Raw genomic sequence first — 20,505 nt, 5'->3', positions numbered from 1 at the left:
ACAGGAGGCGCCGCTTTGATTAACGAACAGCCAGAGACTCACGGTACGGATCCCGTCCCGCTTCCATTCCAGTTGACGATCATCTTGGTCAGCCTTGCTGTCGCGTTATTGACGCTGACGGCCGAGAGCTTCTGGACCGATGAGCTTTACACGAGGTATTTCATTGATCTAGACGTGACGCTTCCGCAAGCTTGGCAGCGCATGATCAATGAGCCGCATCCCCCGACTTACTATCTCGCGTTGCGCCTCTGGGCGAGCGTGTTCGATGTCTCGTCTTTCTCTCTACGGGCTTTCAGTTGGGTGGTGTTTTGCATCATCCTGACGGTGCCGTTTATGCCTTTTGGCAGCGCCGTACTTCGCGCGCGCCGAGGCATCTTCGTGCTTCTTGTCGCAACCTCCTTCCTCCTCATCAAGTTCTCGCAGGAAGCCCGCTCTTATGAATTGTTGGCACTGTTCGCGATGCTAGCAACCTTCCTCACCGTCGCGTTGCAGCGACGGTTGATTCACGGGAGGCGCATCGAGCCCCGGTATGTGCTGGCGGCGGCGACGGTATACCCTGTGACGGTGATGCTGCATCTCTACGGCATGATCTTTGCGGGAGTGTGCTTGCTCTACCTATTGGCAGAAGCGGTGCTGCGACGTCGACGCAGATTCGCGGTGTTTATTATCGCAATCGGCACGGGTTCGCTTCTGCTTGAAGCTTCTTGGATTTACATCACTTTGTCGTATGCTCTTACGCAGACCGGCGGGGCCGGTTGGATCAGCTTGGAAATCCTGCCGCGAGAGCTGCTCTCGTTTCTCGTAAAAGCCATCTCCGGCAACTTGCTGCTCGGGCTCGCCGTTATGGTCGCATTGCTGCAATTCGGCACGCGGCTTTGGCGTTCGCCTGCAGATCGCATGTTGACGATCGTGGCGTTCGTTACCGTTTTGCTGCCGAGCCTTGCATCGCTGCACACGCCCATCCTCATAGATCGGTTCCTGATCGTCGTGGTGCCTGCGCTGTTCTATGTAGTCTCCGGTCTGATGCTGGACTTGATAAACGTGCAGTCTGCTGCGACTCGGTCTTGGCTTGCCTTTTTGTTTGGGATCAGTCTCGCTGCGGCAGTAATGATGCAGAAGATCGCGATAAAGCCGGATTGGGAAGGCACGGCTGCCGTTGTCGAGTCCTTCATTTCCTGCGAAGACGCACCTGTCTTGGCGAGTCCGGTTCATGAAGCAAAAGCCTACCCGTCCGTAGATCCACGGCCGGAACTGTTCCTGCACTCCTTCGCCGGGCGAAATATCCAGGTTAGCCTGGTGCCATTCTCGGCCGCGAATGTCGCCCGCGTGCAAGAAAGTAGATGTCCAATCGTTGCTTGGATCGCGCGGAAGACGCCGTCACAAGTGGAGCAGCTCCTGGGCGACCACGGACTTCGGCTGTCGGACTTCGACAGTTTCTGGTCTGCGGAGGCGGTCGTTCTATTTCGCGCGACCGAACGGTAGCAGGCGGTGCCCGGAACGCAGAGGCGTTTTATAGCCGCCCCAATGGCCGGAAGGATGATCCCGCTGGACGTTGGCGAAGCGCTGTAGCGCGTGATGGCGGATGTGCTGGCCGACGCCTCAGATCTGCGAACGGTAACGCTCCGCGGCCCTTCTGGGCACGCAATCTCTTCAGAGTCGGGAATCTCTGAACACCCAAAAGCGACTTGCGAGAAATGTAACGGCGGGGATGACGAGTGCGGCAACGATCGCGGCGATGGACGGAGGTAGTAAGTCCGCCCTGATCAATGCGGCCAGCACCAGCGTATTGAGCGCGAAAGCACTGCTTGATACGAAGAAGAAGCGGGTGATGGCCGCGCGCGGAGAGCCCGGTCGCCCGAAGGTCCAGTAGTAGTTGCCCGCAAAGGAAAGACCGAACGCGCAGAGAAAGGCGAGTGCGTTGGCGGACAACGGGGGCAACTTGGTTCGCTCGATGAGCAACCACACCGCTGTAAGATGTACGAGAGTTGCCGCTGCGCCGACCAAGGCGAAGCGGGTTGCGTAGAGCAGCTCCTGGGTGGCGCTATGGCCAAGCCGAGTCGGTCTTGCCGTCTTGTTAGTGGCGTCCGTCACGGTTTGCGGGCAACGCAGAAGGCGGTCAGTCCCGCCAAGCGATTGATCGGTATCGCGGGTAACTCGGCACGGCACAAAACGCTGAGCGCCCAATTAACGACAGGATGATGCAGCTTCAGCTGAGACCCGGGCGCTTGGGGCGCACCGGAGCGCAGCCGCTCTGCGAGACGGGTGATGGTGGCGAGGGGGAGAACGGCCCCGAAATAGTAAGCGCCCCGTTCCAACTCAAGGCCGGCGGCGGTTGCAACGCCCTCGATCTGCGCCAGCGTGTATCGACGCTTGTGTTCCAGAAACTCGTCATGCCCGCTCCAGAGGAACTGGAACGCTGGGACAGAGATCATGAAGCGCGCGTTTGGGGATGCCCGTCCCACGTAGTGCCTGAGCAGAGCGACATCTTCATCAACGTGCTCAAGCACGTCCATGAGGAGCACGAGGTCCGCGTCCACCCGCTCGATTTGGCGCCGGAAATGGATGGGTTTGCCGTTCTCACGCGTATCCGAGTCGGATGTGTACGATATGTCCACGCACCACGCTTCCTCCGCGTCCGTCAAGCTTAGAATACGACGGGAGAAGAAGCCGGAGCCAGCACCAACGTCGAGGACGCGGGTGGGGCGCGCGGAGCCCAGCAGACGCATCATCGCCGCGGCTTTTGACTTGTAGTACCAGTGCTCGGCGATGCGAGCGCCGAGAATGTCGGTTTCTTTAAGATCCATTCTTTCACCAAATCGGGCTGCCTTGTATGAACGTTCCGGCCAGTCGCCGGAAACCGTGCGCCGTCAGTGCTTCCAGCCTTGACCGGGGCAGGCCAGGATGGCCTGACGGTTTGATTGTGCAGCGGACTCGCTCAGGTGCTCGGAACAATGATCAACGCGAGTCGGTCCAAGCGGTGCTGGACGTGCCGACACGGTCGCACAGCGCCGCATGCATAGGTTCTGCCCGGAAACGTCTGCGAGTTTGTCGCCGCGTTGCGGGTCGATGCTGCATCTCTCCAGCGGGTTAATTCTTATGCTCGTATACGCGGCGGACAATATAGATTGGGCGGCGCTTGGTCTCCAGGTAGGCGCGTCCGAGATACTCGCCGAGGACGCCGATACCGATCAGTTGCAGTCCCCCTAAAAATGTCATCGCCACGAACAAAGAGGCGAAGCCGGGCGTGTCCACGCCATAAACGAAAACCCGGATCAAAATGAAAAGACCGTGCAAAAAGGACAGACCGGCCACCAAACCACCAAGGTAAGTCCATACCCGCAGGGGGGCTGTGCTGAAACTCGTTAGTCCTTCAAGAGCGAAATTCCACAGGCGCCAGCCATTGAACTTGCTGGAACCGGCTGCGCGCGGTGGCCGAACGTAATCCACCACGGCGGTGCGAAAGCCGACCCAGGCGAACAAGCCCTTCATGAAGCGGCGAGACTCGGGGAGGGTCTTTAGCGCTTCCACCACTGCCCGGTCGATGAGTCGGAAGTCACCAACGTTCTCCGGGAGCTTCGGCTCTGCGATCCAATTGTGAAGCCGATAGAACCAGCTGGAAGACAGGCGCTTTGGCAGGGAGTCGGCCCGTCGATCGATCCGCCGGGCCTGGACCACGTCGTAACCCTGACGCCACAGGCCGATCATTTCGAGGATGAGCTCTGGAGGGTCTTGGAGATCGGCGTCGATGGGCACGATGACCCGGCCTCGCGCAATATCGAGCCCGGCCGTCAGTGCGGCTTCTTTGCCGAAGTTGCGGCTCAGATCCACGACTTTCACACGCTCATCGATGCGCTGCCGGTTGCACAAGAACTCAAGTGTGCCGTCGGTGCTTCCGTCGTTAACAAACACGATTTCCAGCTGAACGGATGGGTCTTTGTCGAAGATCCCGCCGATGCAATCCAAGAACAAGCCGACGGTATCGCGTTCGTTTAGAACCGGCACGACGAGACTGAGCTCGACCACCGGAACAACATCAAGCCCGCGTCCAGGTTCCCCACGCAATTGAGGCGATACGGGGGCGATGCTCGCCGGATAGTCCATAGTCCTGAGGCTGAGGGTGTGGAGATGATCAACGATAACGCCGCTTGACGGCGCGGGCAAGCGGGAAAGAGCGGCAAGCAACAGCGAGCCATGTTGCCCGCGGCATTGTACGCAGTCTGGACTTGGGTTCCGCCGGCGACTCTGCGGTTCGACGCCGCTGAGTAAGCGTCTCGGAGTCACACGCCGCCGACTGCGCGCAGCGCGCGGGCCGTATCCGGGTCTCTCGGCAAAGGTCTCGGGCAGCATTCCCTGCGGCGTTACGTGCGCCAAGCCGGCGAGTCCCGCGCGCGCGGGAGTATGGCTTCGCGCTCCCGGCAAGGCGGCGTCAGACGGCACCGCATGCGGCGCAGCGCCCGTCAAGGCGCAGGCGGCGGTCGGTATCATGAAGTCGCCGGGCGTGCTGCTTGCGACATGGTCCCGCGAGATCCGCGCTCTGCGGAGACAGACTCAGCGCTTGAGCCCGCAAGGCGCTAGCCTGAACGTCTTTCCAAGCCTCAGTGTCGTCGTCTTCGCCATGATCGAGCGATTGTTGCACCGCATCACCCGCCGCCTGCCCTGCCGCATCATCGACGGCGAGCACGGCGAGCCTTACCTGGAGCGTTACTATCTGGCCGGGCTGGACCGGCTCGGGCTCCGCGGCTGGCATGCCTATCTGCACCGGTTCGTGGACTCCGATCCCGATCGGGGCCTGCACGATCATCCGTGGGACCGCGCCGTGAGCCTGGTGCTGAGCGGTGGGTATGACGAGCTGCGCTTGTGCGGGGTGCCGGCCGCTGTGGCCGACAGCGCTGGCGATATGCTGGCGGCTGAACCGCGCGTCTCGCGTCGTCATGTGCGCCCCTTTCGGCTCAACCGGCTGCGCGGAACGGACTATCATCGCGTTGTGCTGCGCGGTGGCCGACCGGCCTGGACGCTGTTCCTGCATGGGCCGCGGGTCAAGGGCTGGGGCTTCCGGCGTGATGGCGTCGAGCGCGTCATGGCAGCCAACGCTGCCGACTGCCGCCACCGGGACTGGTGGCTCAGCGCACCGACGGGCCGCGAGGTCCGCCTCGTGCAGCGCGCCGCTGACCCGACCGGGCCGCGCCGCAGCCCGCGAGCCGAGCGGACCTGAGACGGAGCACGGGATTCCCTTGATTCACCCCACCGGAGCTTTTCGATGTTGCGGGTACCTGTTTCCCCCGTTTTGCGTGCGTCGGCCGCGTTGTCGGTAGCCTTGCTCGCCGGCTGCGGTGGCGGCGGCAAGGACAACCCGGACAGCGTGCCCGCCGTGCCCGCCGACGCCCTGCACGTGAGCTGCCTTGAGCAGCCTGACCCCGGCCCCTGCCGCGCCGCGAAACCCGCCTATTACTTCGACTACCAGTCCGACAGTTGCCGGCAGTTCCTGTGGGGCGGTTGTCAGGGCAACGTGCCCTTCGAGAGCCTCGACGAGTGCTTGCGTATGTGCAAGGGCGGACGCTGACGCGCCGGACTGAGCCTCGCGGGGCTGCCGATCCGGGCACGCCGTTGGTAGACTCCGACAGGTCCTAGCGAGGCACAGCCTCAGACCGACCAGGGCACGGCGCCTCGTCTTGCGCAGCCCGCTCGTCGGCGTATTGAACCAAGGGCCGAGGGCCAAGGGCCGAGGCGGGCTCCCTTGGCCCTTGGCCCTCAGCCCTTGGCCCTTTTCCCCTCAAGCACCTTGTCGTCGTGAAGCTTGACTCATCTGCAAACATCTTGGCGCCGTCAAGCAATCTAGTCCGCTGCGTCTGCGCCCTGGCGGCGCCGGGGCTCTTGTTGTTTGCGCTTGCGCCGGCCGCGCAGACCTGGCGCGGTGATCTCTCACAAGGCGGCAGCATCGTCGTTGACCCCGATACGCGCCGCGCCCTGCGGGAGGAGGGCGGCAGCACCCGCCCGCTCTGGGACGGCGTGCATCGGCTGGAGGACGGCTCGACGGTGATCGTGCGCGACGGCGTCGCGGTGCCCACCCGGGACATGGTGGACGCCTGGTCCGGCGCTCGCCCGCCGGAGCCGCTGTACGAGGACCGCTGGTGCATGCAGTTGGTGCGCAAGACCTGCGGCTTCGACGACGCCTGCATCAGTCAGGCCGCCTGTCTTCAGGCCCGCACGCTGCTCGCCGATGTGGAGCGCGAACGCCGCGACCTCGCGATGCTGCCCGACCAGAGCATGGACGCGACGGCACCCGTGCCCACCGAGGAGCGCTGCCGGCAGGCCCTGTCGGAGGCGGCCTTTCCCGCGTGCGCGAGCCTGACCCGGCAGGGCGACGGTCGCTGCCGCGCACTGGTGACGCAAGCCTGCGGTGCCGCCGATGCCTGCGCGAGCAGCGCGGCCTGCGATGCCGCGCAGCAGCTTGAGGCGCTGGAAACCGAGGAGCGCCTCGCGGTTGCCGACCCAAGCGGGCGCACCGACACCGGCGGCAAGTGCATCGAGGCCATGAGCAACGCCTTCTTCGCGCCCTGCGCGGGCGCGGCGGCAGACTGATCGGACCCACGGAGTCTCCCCGATGCGCTCGGACCTGCACGACCTGGAGCTGATCCTGCGCTCCGAGACCCCGCTCCTGCTGATCGAGTCCCGCGAGGAGCCGCGTATCCTGGAGCTGTTCACCCGGCTCGGCATGCGCTTAGGCGAGCCGGTCTTTCGCTGGAGCGTCACCGACGGGCTCTGCCGCGCCGAGTACGACATCCCGCAGGAGCAGCTCGCGGAGCCCGCCGCGGCCCTTAAGCACATCAAGGCGACGACGCAGTCCGGCATCTATCTCCTGCTCGATTTTCACCCATTCTTGGACCACCCGCTGCACGTGCGGCTGCTGAAGGAGATCGCGCACGGCTTCGGCACGGCCGCGCGCCGGCTGGTGCTGCTCAGTCACGCGCTCGCCACGCCGCCGGAGCTCAAGCACTTGGCCGCCCGCTTCGAGCTGACCATGCCGGACCGCAACCGGCTGCTCGCACTGATCCGCGAGGAGGCCCAAGCCTGGCAGCACGCGGCGCCGAACCGCAGTTTTCGCGCCAACCGCGACGCCGTGGCGCAGCTCGCCCGCAACCTGCTCGGCGTCACCGAGTCTGACGCGCGCAGGCTCATCCGCAGTGCCATCCGCAACGACGGCGCCATCACCGAGTCCGACGTCAGCGACGTGACACGCGCCAAGTACGAGCTGCTGAGCCCCGAGGGCGCCGTGTCGTTCGAGTACGACACGGCCAACTTCGCCGACGTGGCGGGGCTTGAGAATCTCAAGCGCTTTGTCGACCGCCGCCGCGAGGCCTTTCTCGACGGCGGCGTCGGCAAGGCCGGCGGCAAGTCCGGCAAAAGCAGCGATGTGCCCAAAGGCATCATGTTGCTCGGCGTGCAGGGCGGCGGCAAGAGCCTCGCCGCCAAGGCCGTCGCCGGCCGGCTCGGCGTCGCGCTGCTGCGGCTCGACTTTGGCGCGCTGTACAACAAGTACATCGGCGAGAGCGAGCGCAACCTGCGCGACGCGCTGCGCACCGCCGACGTCATGGCGCCCTGCGTGCTTTGGTGCGACGAGATCGAGAAGGGCATCGCGAGCGGCCAAGGCGACGAGGGCACGCCCAAGCGGCTGCTCGGCACGCTGCTCACCTGGATGGCGGAGCGCAAGACCCGCGTGTTCCTGGTCGCCACCTCCAACGACATCTCCGGGCTGCCGCCGGAGCTGGTGCGCAAGGGGCGGCTCGATGAGATCTTCTTCGTGGACCTACCCGACGCGCAGGTGCGTGCGGAGATCTTCCGCATCCATCTGGGCAAGCGCGGACTCGACCCGCAACTGTTCGACCTGGGCCAACTCGCCGCCGCCAGCGACGGCTTCACCGGCGCCGGCATCGAGCAGGCGGTGGTGTCGGCCCTCTATGCTGCCGACGCCGAGGACCGCGCACCGGACACCGACGTGCTGCTGACGGAGCTCGCCTCGACCCAGCCCTTGTCCGTTGTCATGGATGCCCAGATAGCGGCATTGCGGGCGTGGGCGCGGGAACGGACGGTTGCTGCTTGAGGAAGGGGCGACGAAGAAGGGCCAAGGGCCGAGGGCTAAGGAAGAAGGGCCGAGCGCCGACGGCCAAGGGCGTACTCCTCCGCCCTCGGCCCTCTGGCCCCCACGGTGTTGTTGTGAGAACTTGACTCATCTGCCAGCGCTTTGCCTGGATTGATGGTTTGCGGCTGCGGCTGCGGCTGCTAGAGGGGTTCGATGTTGCTGGTTAAGACGGTTGCTGGCGGGCCGGGCCAAACGCTGCGCTGGGTGCTGCTGCTGGCGCTGGCCTGTCTGCTGCTGCCGGCCGACGACGCCTGGGCGCGGGTGCTGCGGGTCGGGCCGGACGAGGCGCTCAAGGTGCCGAGCGAGGCCGCGCGCATTGCGCAGGACGGCGACACGGTGGAGATTGTTGCCGCCGACTACACCGCGGATGTGGCGTCTTGGCGACAGAACCGGCTCACGCTGCGCGGCGTCGACGGGCGGCCGCACCTGCGCGCCGCAGGGCGCGCGGCGGAGGGCAAGGCCATCTGGGTCATCAAGGGTGACGAGGTGCTGGTGGAAAACGTCGAGATGTCCGGCACCCGCGTGCCGGGCTTCGCCGGCGCGGCCATCCGCGCCGAGGGCGGTAAGCTCACGCTGCGCAACGTGCACTTTCACGACCACCAGATGGGCATCCTGACCAACAACAACGGCCGCGGCGAGCTCGCCATCATCGACTCCGAGTTCGACCACAACATCGTCGACTACGAGCGCTACGGCAAGCTCGGCCACAACATCTACGTGGGGCAGATCGCGCGCTTCGAGCTGCGCGGCAGCTACATCCACGACGCCGTCATCGGCCACCAGGTCAAGTCCCGCGCGCGCAGCAACACCATTGTCGGCAACCGCATCGTGGACGGCGACGGCGGCTCCAGCTATCTCATCGATCTCGCAGAGGGCGGCGAGGCCACCGTCCGCGACAACGTGCTGCGCAAGAGCGAGCGCGCCGACAACAACGCCGCGATATCCTTTGCGCCGGAGGCCAACCGCGAGGCGCCGGGCGTGCTCTTTGTCGCCGGCAACCGCTTCACGGCCGAGGGCGGCCAGCAGGCCGTCTTCGTGCGCAACTTCTCCACCACGGTGGAGGTGGTGCTCAGCAACAACGTGCTGCGCGGCAACGTCACGCCGCTGGAGGGGCTGGGGCGTGTGCGCTGACGGGCGCATCTGGGGGGAAGGGCCGAGGGCCGAGGGCCGAGGGCCAAGGGAGCCATCCTTGGCCCTCGCCCCTGCGACAACGCTCAGGTTGCTCGACACCGCGCTCTCCGCTGAGCCCCGGCCTCGGTAGAATGTCGGCAACGGCGCGACCGGCGACGCGCCCACCGGAGATCGAGCGAGAGGCACACCCGTGGAATACAAGGACTACTACAAGATCCTCGGCGTCGACCGCGGCGCGGATCAGGACGCGATCAAGCGCGCCTATCGTAAGCTCGCGCGCAAGTTCCACCCGGACGTGAGCAAGGAGGTGGACGCGGAGGCCCGCTTCAAGGAGGTCAACGAGGCCAACGAGGTGCTGAAAGACCCCGAGAAGCGCGCCGCCTACGATGCGCTCGGCAGCGGCTGGCAGGCCGGGGATGAGTTTCGCCCGCCGCCCGGCTATGGCGCAGCCGGCGGCCCCGCGGGCGGCGGCTGGCAGCAGCGGGCCGAGCGCATGTCGCCGGAAGAGGCGGCGCAGTTCAGCGATTTCTTCTCCAGCATCTTCGGCGATCTGGGCGGGTTCGGCGGCAGGGGAGGCGGCATGGGCGGTGGCACGGGCGGCGGGCGCGGCGGCTTCTCGGCGCGGGGCTCCGACCAGACCGCGCGTGTGCGCATCTCGCTTGAAGACGCCTACCACGGCGCCACGCGCCAGCTCAGCCTGGAGGTGCCGGAGGCGGACGAGAAGGGCCGCGTGCGCCTCGCCACCCGCACGCTCAACGTGCGCATCCCGCCCGGCGTCACCGAGGGGCAGCAGATCCGCCTCGCCGGGCAGGCCGGCGGCGGCATCGGCGGCGGTGAGCCCGGGGACCTGTATCTTGAAGTCGAGTTCGCGCCGCATCCGGTCTTCCGCGCAGAAGGGCGGGACATTAACCTGCGCCTGCCGATTGCCCCGTGGGAGGCGGCCCTCGGTGCCACGCTGTCGGTGCCGACCTTGGGCGGCAAGGTCAGTCTCAAGATCCCGGCGGGCGCGCAGAGCAACCAGCGCCTGCGGCTCAAGGGCCGCGGCCTGCCCGGCAAGACCGCCGGGGACGCTTACGTGCAGTTGGAGATCGTCAACCCGCCGGCGACGGATGCGAGCGAGAAGGCCGCCTTCGAGCAGCTTGCCGAGCGTTTCCGGGCCTTCAATCCACGCGCCAAGCTGGGAGTCTGAGTCATGGCACAGCCGCAAGCGGGCATCGAAGGAGAGCTGCTGGACGAACAATGCTCGGTGCAGCTCACCGAGCTTACACGCGTCTGCGGCGTCAGCGTCGAGCAGATCCGCTCCATGGTCGCCGAGGGCATGCTGCACCCGCGCGGTGCTGCGCCGGAGCAGTGGGTGTTCCGCGGCATCGAGGTCATCCGCGTGCGCCGTGCCGTGCGGCTGCAGCGCGACCTGGAGCTGAATCTGCCCGGCGCCGCACTCGCGCTCGAGCTCATCGACGAGATCGAGCGCCTGCGCGGGCGCGTGCGCCGGCTGGAGCAGCATCTGGGTCGCTGGAGCGATGCGGATGCTTGAGCGCCGGCGGCTCGGGTCGGCGAGGGGCTTGAACTAACGAACGCGGCACAAGGGCCGAGGGCCGAGGGCCGAGGGCTAAGGAAGACCTCCGACCTCCTCGGCCCTCGGCCCTTTGGCTCACTTTCGGGATCCGGATGGGAATCGGGATCCGTTGCGCTCGGTTCGATTTAGGTGTCGCCCCGCTTGCTCCCTAGCCCGCCGTTTGCTTGTCCTCGACCTCGACCTCGGCCGCGGCCTGCCGCTCCGCCGCCCCCTGCGCTGCCGCCGTGCTCACCCGCTCAGGCTCATCGCCCAGGTCATGCTCCGCGCTCGCTACGGCCGGCGGGGACGCGACGGTCTCGTCCCCCACCTCCGGCAGCACGTCGCTAAAGGCCTCGCCGTAGATCTCCCAGACGGTCAGGAACAGCGAGGCAATGACGGGGCCGATGAGCAGCCCCGCCATGCCAAAGGTGAAGAGCCCGCCCAGGGTGCCGAAGAAGATCATCAGCTCGTGCATGTTGGTGTCTTTGCCCACCAGGACCGGGCGCAGCAGGTTGTCGATGCTGCCGACCACCAGCGCGCAGAACAGCATGACGCCGAGCCCGGCGGCCACGTTGCCCTGGACGATGAGAACGATGGATGCGGGCACCCACACCACCGCCGAGCCGATGCCGGGCACGATCGACAGCACCGCCATGACCGTGCCCCAGAACACCGAATGCGGGATACCGCCGACGGCGAAGGCGATGCCGGCGAGGGCGCCCTGCAGCAGGCCGATGAGCAGCGTGCCCTTGATCATCGCCTGCGTGACCAGCGTGAACCGGGTGAGTAGCCGCCGCTCGATGCGATCCTCCAGCGGCAGGTAGTACAGGATGGCGTGCACCACCTTGTGGCCGTCGATCTGGAAGAAAAAGAACGTGTACAGGAACACCAGCGCCATGAAGAGCACGTTCGCGGTGCCGATGGCCACCGACGAGATCCCGCCCACCAGAAACCCGCCGGCGGCCTCGATGGACTGCACGAGGCGGTTCTTGAGCTCGTTCTCGTAGACCATGACATCGCCGTAGAACGGCAGATCTTGCAGCCAGGTGAGGAAGGCCTCCGGCTCACGGACGAACTGCACCGCGATGGGGGTCAGCGATTTGCCCACGCCCACTGCCTGCGCAATGAAGATGCCGGCGAGCAGCATCAGCGGCAGCAGCACCACCAGCACCAGCAACAGCAGGTTCACCGCCGCGGCGAGGTAGCGGTTGCCGCCGAAGCGGTCCGTGAGCCAGTGAAAGGTCGGCTGGGTCAGCGCGGAGAAGAGCCCGGCCATGAGGATGGCCATCAGAAATTGCGCGATCATGCCGACGAACAACAGCGAGATGATCGCCACCAAGGCCAGCAGCACGAGCTTGTTCAGGTTGTTCTGGGTCATGTCTCGGTCCTTACGGCAGGCCGGCGGCAGGTCCGGGCAGGGCAGAATGCGTGGAGCCCAAGGTTACCGCAAGACCGACGCCGCCGTGGGCGGTCGCCGACGTCGAGACGGCCGGCCTAGTTTGCGGATTTTCATCGCTTATGTCGCCGTGTTCGGCCATCGTGACGTTCATCGCGCGGCAACTGGCCGCAGCCTCCGACAACCAGCAGGGCCATCACCATGGACAGCTTTACCCGCAACTACAGCATCGCGCTCGGCGTCATCGTCGTCGGCGCCCTGGCCTGGTGGATCTCCACCAGTTTCAATCCGCGCGTCGGCGAGCTGAACGACGTTCTTGCCGCCGACCAGGACCTTTCAAGTTATCCTTACCGCTTTCGCGTCGTCGACTATGACGACGGCGTCGTGGTTTTGTCTACGCCGCGCTCCTTTGACGTGCCGGCGATGCGCTTCCTTGAGATCATCAAGCCCGAGCTCGCCGGCAAGGCCCAGGATGATCCGTCCATGCTCGCCGCGCAGCAGGAGCTTATCGAACACCAGAAGCGCGCGCAGGGGCTGATGCTCGGCCAAGCCGAGGTGGACCGAGTCGACTGGGAGTTGGACGTGCGTTGGCTTGCCGACCATGGGGTGCACGCTGGGGTGCACGCGCCCGGGAGCTGAATGTCGGCGCGGGCGACGGACGGGCCTGCGCGTCGTCGCGTGCCGGACAAATCGTCCGGCCCCGGCGCCCCTGCACGCGCTGTGCATTACCCTGCGGCGGTGGGTGGAATTTCCGAGGTCCGCCCGCAAATCGCACGGCAGCCGCGGGACGGGCGGACGCCTCGGGCATGCAGCATCCTCGGCGAGTCCGGGGCGCGGGTACCAACCAACCAACGACGGTGTCGGCTGCGGCCCATCAGGCGAGTTGAACGCAATCGGGCCTTGCATCTGCGCCGTCGATGAGGCAGCGTACGGCGCCCGCGCGCAGGGCTGGGTTTCAACCGCGAAGATTTCATACTTGTCGCGGCGCAGCGCTGCGGCGGGCCGACCCAACCACCAGAAGCAATTCAAGCCGTACCGATTCAAGCCGTACCGATTCAAGCCGTAGAATGAGGAATACGACCGTGAGCAACGCACTGTCCTGGCTGGCGAAACAGTTCTCGACGATCTTCACCGACGACATCGGAACCGCAATGGTGAAGGGCACCGTCGCGTTCCTCGTCATCGGCGGTGCCTATCTCCTGCTGGGACAGGCCGCTCGCCTCGTCGACCAGCCGACGCCCGCGCAGGTGGCTGCGAACCTGGCGCCCATCGGCAGCGTTGCTGTCGTCGCGCCGCCGGCTCCGGCAGAGCCCGCCCCAGCCGAAGCACCGGCTGCCGAGACCGCCACCGCGGAACCGGCTGCCGAAGCACCGGCTGCCGAGACCGCCGCCGAGGAGCCGGCTGCTGAGACCGCTGCTGCCGAAGCACCGGCTGCCGAGACCGCCGCCGAGGAGCCGGCTGCTGAGACCGCTGCTGCCGAAGCGCCGGCTGCCGAGACCGCCGCCGAGGAGCCGGCTGCCGAGACCGCTGCTGCCGAAGCACCGGCTGCTGAGACCGCCGCCGAGGAGCCGGCTGCCGAGACCGCTGCTGCCGAAGCACCGGCTGCCGAGACCGCCGCCGAGGAGCCGGCTGCTGAGACCGCTGCTGCCGAAGCGCCGGCTGCCGAGACCGCTGAGGCCGAAGCACCGGCTGCCGAGACCGCCGCCGAGGAGCCGGCTGCTGAGACCGCTGCTGCCGAAGCACCGGCTGCCGAGACCGCCGCCGAGGAGCCGGCTGCCGAGACCGCTGCTGCCGAAGCGCCGGCCGCCGAGGAACCGGCTGCCGAGACCGCCGCAGAGCCGGCACCGGCGCCCGCGGAGACAACCGCCGCGGCGGAGCCGGCCCCGCAGCCCCGGGTCATGCCCCCGCTGCCCTACGCCGGCCCCAACACCTTCGTGGTGCCGCAGGCGCGGCCGCGGACGCTGGCGCCGAGCCGCCCCACGCCGATGTGGGCGCCGCAGTTCTCGCCGATGCCTCCGGCGCAGCAATTCCAGGGCCGCTGAGCGCGCTGCGCAACGTCGATCCAGGGGCGCTCCGCCCTTGACGGTCCCAGAAACGGCCCCGCGCTGGCGCGGGGCCGTTTTGCGTTCTGCGGAGTTGAGACCGCCACGTTGGCTGCGCGGCGAGGGACAAGGTGGAGAAGGCCTCAGCCCTGCGGCCTGACCAGCCCGAGCGCCTCGCCGACCCGCACCCGAGTGCCCGGACCGCGCTCCGGCAGCCACGCCACGGCGTCACCGGGCAGCAGCAGGATGACCGTCGAGCCCATTGCGAAGCGCCCGAGCTCCGCGCCCCGGGCAAGCCGGGGTGCCGGCTCGGGCATCCGCAGGGTGCGCGCCCGCCGGCCGCGCGGCGGCGTCACCGGGCCATGGCAGACGGTCTCGATGCCGCCGACGAAGATCGCCCCCACCAGCACCACCGCAAGCGGCCCGACCGCGCTGTCGAACAGGCACACCAGTCGCTCGTTGCGCGCGTAGAGCCGCGGCACCCGCGCCGCCGTGATCGCATTGACGCTGAAGAGCCGCCCCGGCACGTGGATGGCCGCCGTGAGCCTGCCGTCGAGCGGCATGTGCACGCGGTGATAGTCCCGTGGCGCGAGGTACAGGGTCGCGAAGGCGCCGTCCGCGAAGGGCGCGGCAAGGTCCGCGTCGCCGCCAAGCAGGTCCGCCACCGAAAAGGTGTGTCCCTTGGCCTGTACCAGCTCGCCTTGATCGAGCCGGCCGATCTGGCTGATGAGCGCGTCGGCCGGTGCCAGCAGCGCCTCCGGGCGCGGGTCCGCCGGCCGCGCAGCGGGCCGCAGCGCGCGGGTGAAGAAGGCGTTGAAGGTGCTGTAGCCGCTCAGGTCTGCCTGTTCCGCCTCCTGCATGTCCACGCCGTAGGCGCGGATGAACGCGGCCACCGCGACGCGGGTCAGCGGCCCCGCCGGCAGTCGGGTCAGGCCGTGCACGAAGCGTGACAGCGGATGCTGCGGCAGCGCGTGCTGCAGCAGCACGAACAGCCGTTCCCCGAGCGGGCCGGCGGCGCTGGGTCGTGGGGCAGGGTCAGTCATCGGCGGCGTCCGGTTCTGGCCGATGCGCCCAGTAGCGCTCCAGCGCGCGAATGTCCTCGGCGATGTCGGCGGGGGCCTGAGCGCTCGGAAAGAGCGCCACCAGCTCCGCCGCGGGGTCGAGCAGGAAGAGCGTCGGCGGCTCGCCGTCGGCGCCGCTCGGCGCTTGCTCGGGATCGGCGCCCAGCGCGCCCGCAAGCTCGGCGACGGCGGCCCGCTCGGCGCTCAGCACGGCAATGGCCGGGGACAGGCGCTCAAAGTCCCGGGCCAGCGCCGGCACTGCATCCGCGGTCAGCAACAGGAGCTGCAGCCGCGCGCGGAGCTGCTGCTGGCCGGCGAGCCGGTTGTAGACGTCTACCAGTCGCGCCAGGCTGCGGTGGCCGTCCGCTCCCGTCAGCGTCGCAATGGCCAGCAGGCTCCAGTGTTCCAGCAGGTCCGCGCGGCCGAAGGGCGCACCGGTCGTGGTCGTGAGCACGAAGTCGGGCAGCGGCTGTGCCGGGCGCAGCAGTACGCCGCCGATGGCGGGCGGCTGGCCGCCGCCGAAGCGGCTCTGGTTGCCCCACTGGTAGGCGAGCAGGAAGAGCCCGATGGCGGCAACCGCCAGCGCCAGCCGCGGCAGCAGCGGCCGGTTGCGCCGGCTGCGGGCGCGGCGTGGACTGTTGGGCTGGGTCAATGGGGCGCGGGTCAGCGGCCGAGCGCCGCCTGCGCCGCCGCGAGTGCCGCGCCGGTGTCGGCGTCGTGCCCCATGTCGCGCAGCACGCTGCCGAGCGCGCCCAGACACAGCAGGATGTTCTCCGGCCGGCTCGACCAGCCCATGAGCCCGATGCGCCAGACCTTGCCCGCGAGCGCACCCAGGCCGGCGCCGATCTCGAGGCTGTAGGTCTCGAGCAGGCGCGCGCGCGCCGCGGCCTCGTCGATGCCGCCCGGCACCGCGACGGCGTTGAGCTGCGCCAATCGCTCGGCCTCCGGCACGACCAGCTCCAGGCCCAGTGCCGAAAGGCCCGCGCGCAGCGCCAGGTGGTTGGTGCGGTGGCGTTCCCAGGCCTGCTCAATGCCCTCTTCGGCGAGCATCACCAGCGCCTCGTGTAGCGCGTACAGGGCGTTGACCGGGGCGGTGTGGTGGTAGGAGCGCTTGCCCTTGCCGCCGTCCGTGCCTTGCCAGTAGCCGAGCACCAGGTTGAGGTCCAGGAACCAACTGCGCACCGGTGTCGAGCGGGCGGTGACCTTGGCCAGCGCGCGCTCGCTGAGGCTCACCGGTGCGAGGCCCGGCGTGCAGGACAGGCACTTCTGGCTGCCGGAATAGACCGCGTCGATGCCCCAGGCGTCCACCTCCAACGGCGAGCCGCCCAGCGACGTGACCGCATCGACGATGGTGAGACAGCCGTGGCGTCGCGCGATCTCCACCAGCGTCTTCGCGTCGGAGCACGCGCCGGTGGATGTCTCGGCGTGGACGAAGGCGACGAGCTTCGCGTCCGGGTGGGCGTTGAGCGCGTCTTCGAGCTTCTCGGGGTCCACGGCGCGGCCCCAGTCGTCCTCGACCACAACCGGCTCGCCGCCCGCACGCAGCACGTTCTCGCGCATGCGCCCGCCGAAGACGCCGTTGATGCAGACGATGACCTTATCGCCGGGCTCCACCAGGTTGACGAAGCAGGTCTCCATGCCGGCGGAGCCGGGCGCCGATACGGGCATGGTGAGCGCATTCTCGGTGCGGAACGCGTAGCGCAGCAGCGTCTTCAGCTCCTCCATCATGGCGCCGAAGGCCGGGTCCAGGTGGCCGATGGTGGGGCGCGCCGTTGCTGCCAGCACCCGCGGGTGGACATCGGCGGGGCCGGGCCCCATAAGGGTGCGAGGCGGCGGTTGGAACGAGCGCGCATGCATGGGGATTGCCTTTAATTCCTTTGTAGATCAGCCGATTGGCGATGCTGCCACGGCCTTCTCAGCGGGCTGACCAGTATAGCCGGCGGCCCGCCGCGCTCACAACCCGAGCCGCCCCCCGACGCCCCGTTTTCGAGGAGACCGACATGACCGAGAAGATCGAGAAGTCCGACGCCGAATGGCGCGCGGAGCTCGCGCCCGATCAATACCGCGTGCTGCGCCAGCACGGCACCGAGCCCGCGTTCACCGGTGCCTACTGGGCGACGAAGGACAAGGGCCGCTACCTCTGCGCCGGCTGCGGCGCGGAGCTGTTTGCGTCGGCGCACAAGTACGACTCCGGCTCCGGCTGGCCCAGCTTCTGGCAGCCGGCCGCCGACGCCGCGGTCGAGACCGACACCGATGCGAGCCACGGCATGGTCCGCACCGAGGTGCATTGTGCCCGCTGCGGCTCGCATCTGGGCCACGTATTCCCGGACGGTCCGCGGCCCACCGGCGAGCGCTACTGCATCAACTCCCTGTCGCTGAAGTTCGAGCCTGACGAGTAGGCGGCGCCTATTTCGCTCGCGTGCCCGATTTCGCTCGGCCCCGTCTCACGCAACATCTAAGGCAGGCATTCGGGTATTCCGTGGTACGTCCTCTATTTCCCCCCACGTCCCCTATTTCCCCCAGAAGAAATTAGGCAAGGAATGACTCTGCTCTACTTGCTGTTCCGCATTCGGTGCATTGAGTAAACTGTCACCGTAATTGTGCGCTGATGGAATGCATGCTGCGAGTGTAGCAGCAGGAAACCGTGGTCTGTCCCCGGTTTCTCCCGGTTGGCCAACTGCTGAGCCTCCTCGGGGAAAGCTACTGGGGCGAGCTCTCCGGCGGCAGTCTCTATCGTCCCCTCACGCTGCTGCTGCTGGGCGCCCAACGCCTGTCCTTCGGCAGCGACCTCGCCCGCTTCGGGATCGTCGGCCTGGGGATGCACACGGCCTGCTCCCTGTTGGTACTGCTGCTGCTGCAACGGCTGTTCAGCCGACTGCAGGCGGCATCACCTGCCGCTGCGCCGGGAACGGGTAGCGGACGCGCCGCGGCGCTGGCGGGCGCGCTGCTGTTCGCGCTGCATCCGATTCACGCGGAGGCCGTGACGACCATCTACGGCCAAGCGGATATGGCCGCGAGCCTGTTCTTCGTCTGGGCGCTATGGCTCTATCTGGGCTCAAATCGGGGCCCAGGTCTGGGCGCAGGGCCGCCACGCGCTCTGTCCGCCATCGAGCGCCCTGATTGCGATCCCGGCTGGCCGCGCCTCCTCGCCATCGGCGCCTGCTATCTGCTCAGCCTCGGATTCAAGGAGGCCGGTGCCGCGCTTCCAGCGGCCCTCGCACTGACCCGTGGTCTGGTGCTCTGCCCCCGATGCCCGGGCTTGCGGCGCTGGGTGGGCCCGACGGAACTGTTCATGCTGCTGCCGCTCGGCCTGTTCATTGGCCTGCGCTTCGCGGTACTGCGTGAGGATATGTTCCCCAGCGGCACCGACTCCGTTGCCTGGGACTATCCGTGGTGGGCCCGCATCAATCTGATCATTGTCAGCCTCGGCAGCTATCTGCAACTGTTGGTCATGCCCTGGGCCCAGACGACCTACTACGGCCATCTGCGCGACGCGGTTTTCGGATGGCCCGTGTTGCAGGCAGCCTGGCTCGTCGCCGGCACCGCCCTTGCCTGGTGGTTGCTCCAGCCGAACCGTTTACTGAGCAACAGTCCACCGGGCGAGCATGGCGCACCGCGGGCGAGTGAGCCAGTGGTCGCTGCGCGGCTTGGCCTGAGTCTGCTCGCCCTCGCGTTGTTGCCGGTCGCGAATGTGCTGCCTATCGGTATCGTCGTCGCCGAACGCGCCTTGTACCTGCCGAGCATTGGCTTCGCGATGCTGGCCGCGGCCGGCTGGCTGGCACTGGCGCAGCGGCTCCCGCGGCTCGCATGGGGGACCGCTTTGCTCTTGCTGCTGGCCGCGTTCGGCGCCAGCCAGCGGGTCTCCACACAATGGCGCACGCCGCTCTCCCACTGGCAAGCCACGGTGGCTGCCCATCCCAGATCGGACCTTGGCAATGCCATGCTCGGTCAGCGCCTGTTGGTGACGCTGGCGGCGGAGCTACCGGTCGCTCGCATTCGCACCGACCCGCGATTCGCGCAGGCAGAACAAGCGCTGCAACGTGCGCTTGCGCTCACCCGGGGTCTTCCGGAAGCACTTTATGGCCAGGCCCAGGTGGCCCTTGTGCGAGGAGACATGACCCGATATCAGGAGCTCCGACTGGAATATGCGCGTCAACGGACGGATAGGAAATCCAAGCCACCCTGAGCGCCCAGGTGGGCTTGGAGGGGACAATAGCGGGGCGGGATGCGTGGTCAACGCCGAACAGCGCGGCTGACGGGCGTCGGGGGCGGTGCACGCGCGGGCGTTCCGGGGTGCGAGGCTCGCATCTGCGGCATCTGCGGCATCTGCGGCGCAGCGTGGCACCGGGAGACGAGAGGGGCTGCACCGTTCCTCGCGGGAGAGAGACGGCGGCTACCATTGCTCGGGATGGCGGCGGCGATACGGGGAAGGTCCGCATCCCTGAGATGCGACGGCCATGTCGGTGGCACTGTGTGCATGATGTGGGCTGCATTTATATACAGTGTAGCCGCGTGATCGCGCGAGACTCGGATCCACCTCTGGCCGTCTCGGCGCGACGCCGGCCTCGATCGAGAGCGCGTCCCGCGCGGCGCCCATCCCGCCCCCAGACTGGCACCGCGCCCCGCTTTCCCTGATCATCCCCGGATTCGACCGACCAGCCAGGCAGCAGAGGCTGCCATGCCCCAGTATCGCTCCCGCACCACCACCCATGGCCGCAACATGGCCGGCGCCCGCGCCCTGTGGCGCGCCACCGGCATGACCGACGGCGATTTCGACAAGCCCATCATCGCCGTGGCCAACTCGTTTACCCAGTTCGTCCCCGGGCATGTGCACCTGAAGGACCTAGGCCAACTGGTCGCGCGCGAGATCTAGGCCGCCGGGGGCGTGGCCAAGGAGTTCAACACCATCGCCGTGGACGACGGCATCGCCATGGGCCACGGCGGCATGCTCTATTCCCTGCCGAGCCGGGAGATCATCGCCGACTCGGTGGAGTACATGGTCAACGCCCACTGCGCCGACGCCCTGGTGTGCATCTCCAACTGCGACAAGATCACCCCCGGCATGCTGATGGCGGCGCTGCGGTTGAACATTCCGGCGGTGTTCGTCTCCGGCGGGCCGATGTGCCACCGCGGACCAGCCGGACCCGCACCGCGGGCCAGAGCCCGCGAAGATGCTCTACAAG

Annotated in this window: 19 protein-coding genes and 1 pseudogene; 13 read left to right on the top strand and 7 right to left on the bottom strand. The window is 67.4% G+C overall.

Going from position 1 to position 20,505, the window contains the following annotated elements:
* Positions 1-15 precede the first annotated feature (15 nt).
* Positions 16-1,482 (top strand): hypothetical protein, encoded by a 1,467-nt coding sequence (locus ML01_RS04005; protein WP_058554106.1) that lies wholly within the window; start codon positions 16-18, stop codon positions 1,480-1,482.
* Between the two features lie 168 nt (positions 1,483-1,650).
* Here the strand turns inward: ML01_RS04005 and ML01_RS04000 are convergent, their stop codons facing one another.
* From ML01_RS04000 to ML01_RS03990, 3 genes are all read right to left on the bottom strand, one after another.
* Positions 1,651-2,091, bottom strand: coding sequence for a GtrA family protein (locus ML01_RS04000; RefSeq protein WP_058554105.1), 441 nt, complete (start codon positions 2,089-2,091; stop codon positions 1,651-1,653).
* Positions 2,088-2,804 (bottom strand): bifunctional 2-polyprenyl-6-hydroxyphenol methylase/3-demethylubiquinol 3-O-methyltransferase UbiG, encoded by a 717-nt coding sequence (locus ML01_RS03995; protein WP_058554104.1) that lies wholly within the window; start codon positions 2,802-2,804, stop codon positions 2,088-2,090. The genes ML01_RS04000 and ML01_RS03995 overlap by 4 nt, the downstream gene beginning before the upstream one ends.
* 283 nt (positions 2,805-3,087) lie before the next feature.
* A complete protein-coding gene (locus ML01_RS03990; protein ID WP_082673934.1) occupies positions 3,088-4,101 on the bottom strand; it encodes a glycosyltransferase family 2 protein in 1,014 nt (337 codons plus the stop codon).
* A 454-nt stretch (positions 4,102-4,555) separates the two neighbouring features.
* Between ML01_RS03990 and ML01_RS03985 the strand changes: the two genes are divergently transcribed.
* The 7 genes from ML01_RS03985 to ML01_RS03955 all read left to right on the top strand — a co-directional run bounded on the left by ML01_RS03985 (position 4,556) and on the right by ML01_RS03955 (position 10,802).
* Entirely contained in the window at positions 4,556-5,212 is a 657-nt protein-coding gene (locus tag ML01_RS03985; protein ID WP_156427542.1) for a hypothetical protein, read from the top strand.
* A gap of 45 nt (positions 5,213-5,257) precedes the next feature.
* Positions 5,258-5,560 carry a BPTI/Kunitz domain-containing protein gene (locus ML01_RS03980; protein ID WP_058554101.1) on the top strand — a complete coding sequence of 101 codons (303 nt, stop codon included), beginning with the start codon at positions 5,258-5,260 and terminating at the stop codon, positions 5,558-5,560.
* A gap of 254 nt (positions 5,561-5,814) precedes the next feature.
* Entirely contained in the window at positions 5,815-6,579 is a 765-nt protein-coding gene (locus ML01_RS03975) for a hypothetical protein (RefSeq protein WP_156427541.1), read from the top strand.
* Positions 6,580-6,601: 22 nt separating this feature from the next.
* Positions 6,602-8,098, top strand: a complete 1,497-nt coding sequence (locus ML01_RS03970; RefSeq protein WP_058554099.1) for an AAA family ATPase — start codon at positions 6,602-6,604, stop codon at positions 8,096-8,098.
* A gap of 192 nt (positions 8,099-8,290) precedes the next feature.
* On the top strand, positions 8,291-9,268 hold the full coding sequence (locus tag ML01_RS03965) for a right-handed parallel beta-helix repeat-containing protein (RefSeq protein WP_058554098.1): 978 nt from the start codon (positions 8,291-8,293) through the stop codon (positions 9,266-9,268).
* Positions 9,269-9,458: 190 nt separating this feature from the next.
* Positions 9,459-10,457: a DnaJ C-terminal domain-containing protein gene (locus tag ML01_RS03960; protein WP_058554097.1), complete on the top strand. Its 999-nt coding sequence runs from the start codon at positions 9,459-9,461 to the stop codon at positions 10,455-10,457.
* A gap of 3 nt (positions 10,458-10,460) precedes the next feature.
* Positions 10,461-10,802, top strand: a complete 342-nt coding sequence (locus ML01_RS03955) for a chaperone modulator CbpM (protein WP_058554096.1) — start codon at positions 10,461-10,463, stop codon at positions 10,800-10,802.
* A gap of 190 nt (positions 10,803-10,992) precedes the next feature.
* Here ML01_RS03955 and ML01_RS03950 read toward each other — a convergent pair whose 3' ends face one another.
* On the bottom strand, positions 10,993-12,201 hold the full coding sequence (locus ML01_RS03950) for an AI-2E family transporter (protein WP_058554095.1): 1,209 nt from the start codon (positions 12,199-12,201) through the stop codon (positions 10,993-10,995).
* 219 nt (positions 12,202-12,420) lie between these two features.
* Between ML01_RS03950 and ML01_RS03945 the strand changes: the two genes are divergently transcribed.
* Both ML01_RS03945 and ML01_RS03940 read left to right on the top strand, forming a co-directional pair.
* Positions 12,421-12,858, top strand: coding sequence for a hypothetical protein (locus ML01_RS03945; protein ID WP_058554094.1), 438 nt, complete (start codon positions 12,421-12,423; stop codon positions 12,856-12,858).
* Between the two features lie 443 nt (positions 12,859-13,301).
* Entirely contained in the window at positions 13,302-14,261 is a 960-nt protein-coding gene (locus ML01_RS03940) for a hypothetical protein (protein WP_058554093.1), read from the top strand.
* A 143-nt stretch (positions 14,262-14,404) separates the two neighbouring features.
* Here ML01_RS03940 and asd read toward each other — a convergent pair whose 3' ends face one another.
* The 3 genes from asd to ML01_RS03925 are packed head-to-tail and all read right to left on the bottom strand — an operon-like array spanning position 14,405 to position 17,179.
* On the bottom strand, positions 14,405-15,304 hold the full coding sequence (gene asd / locus ML01_RS03935) for an archaetidylserine decarboxylase (RefSeq protein WP_058554092.1): 900 nt from the start codon (positions 15,302-15,304) through the stop codon (positions 14,405-14,407).
* On the bottom strand, positions 15,297-15,974 hold the full coding sequence (locus ML01_RS03930) for a hypothetical protein (RefSeq protein ID WP_058554091.1): 678 nt from the start codon (positions 15,972-15,974) through the stop codon (positions 15,297-15,299). The genes asd and ML01_RS03930 overlap by 8 nt, the downstream gene beginning before the upstream one ends.
* 11 nt (positions 15,975-15,985) lie before the next feature.
* Positions 15,986-17,179 carry an alanine--glyoxylate aminotransferase family protein gene (locus ML01_RS03925; RefSeq protein WP_058554090.1) on the bottom strand — a complete coding sequence of 398 codons (1,194 nt, stop codon included), beginning with the start codon at positions 17,177-17,179 and terminating at the stop codon, positions 15,986-15,988.
* 143 nt (positions 17,180-17,322) lie between these two features.
* On the opposite strand from ML01_RS03925, the gene msrB reads away from it, so the two are divergent.
* The 3 genes and pseudogenes from msrB to ML01_RS26850 form a co-directional block, all read left to right on the top strand.
* Positions 17,323-17,721: a peptide-methionine (R)-S-oxide reductase MsrB gene (gene msrB / locus ML01_RS03920; RefSeq protein ID WP_058554089.1), complete on the top strand. Its 399-nt coding sequence runs from the start codon at positions 17,323-17,325 to the stop codon at positions 17,719-17,721.
* Between the two features lie 245 nt (positions 17,722-17,966).
* Positions 17,967-19,508 carry a hypothetical protein gene (locus ML01_RS03915; protein ID WP_058554088.1) on the top strand — a complete coding sequence of 514 codons (1,542 nt, stop codon included), beginning with the start codon at positions 17,967-17,969 and terminating at the stop codon, positions 19,506-19,508.
* A 492-nt stretch (positions 19,509-20,000) separates the two neighbouring features.
* Positions 20,001-20,444: pseudogene (locus ML01_RS26850) on the top strand (dihydroxy-acid dehydratase); the annotation flags it as partial.
* Positions 20,445-20,505 lie beyond the last annotated feature (61 nt).

The organism is Thiohalocapsa sp. ML1, from assembly GCF_001469165.1.
GTDB lineage: Bacteria > Pseudomonadota > Gammaproteobacteria > Chromatiales > Chromatiaceae > Thiohalocapsa.
The sequence above is the reverse complement of the archived record's forward strand: the minus strand, read 5'-3'. Positions and strand labels throughout refer to the sequence as shown.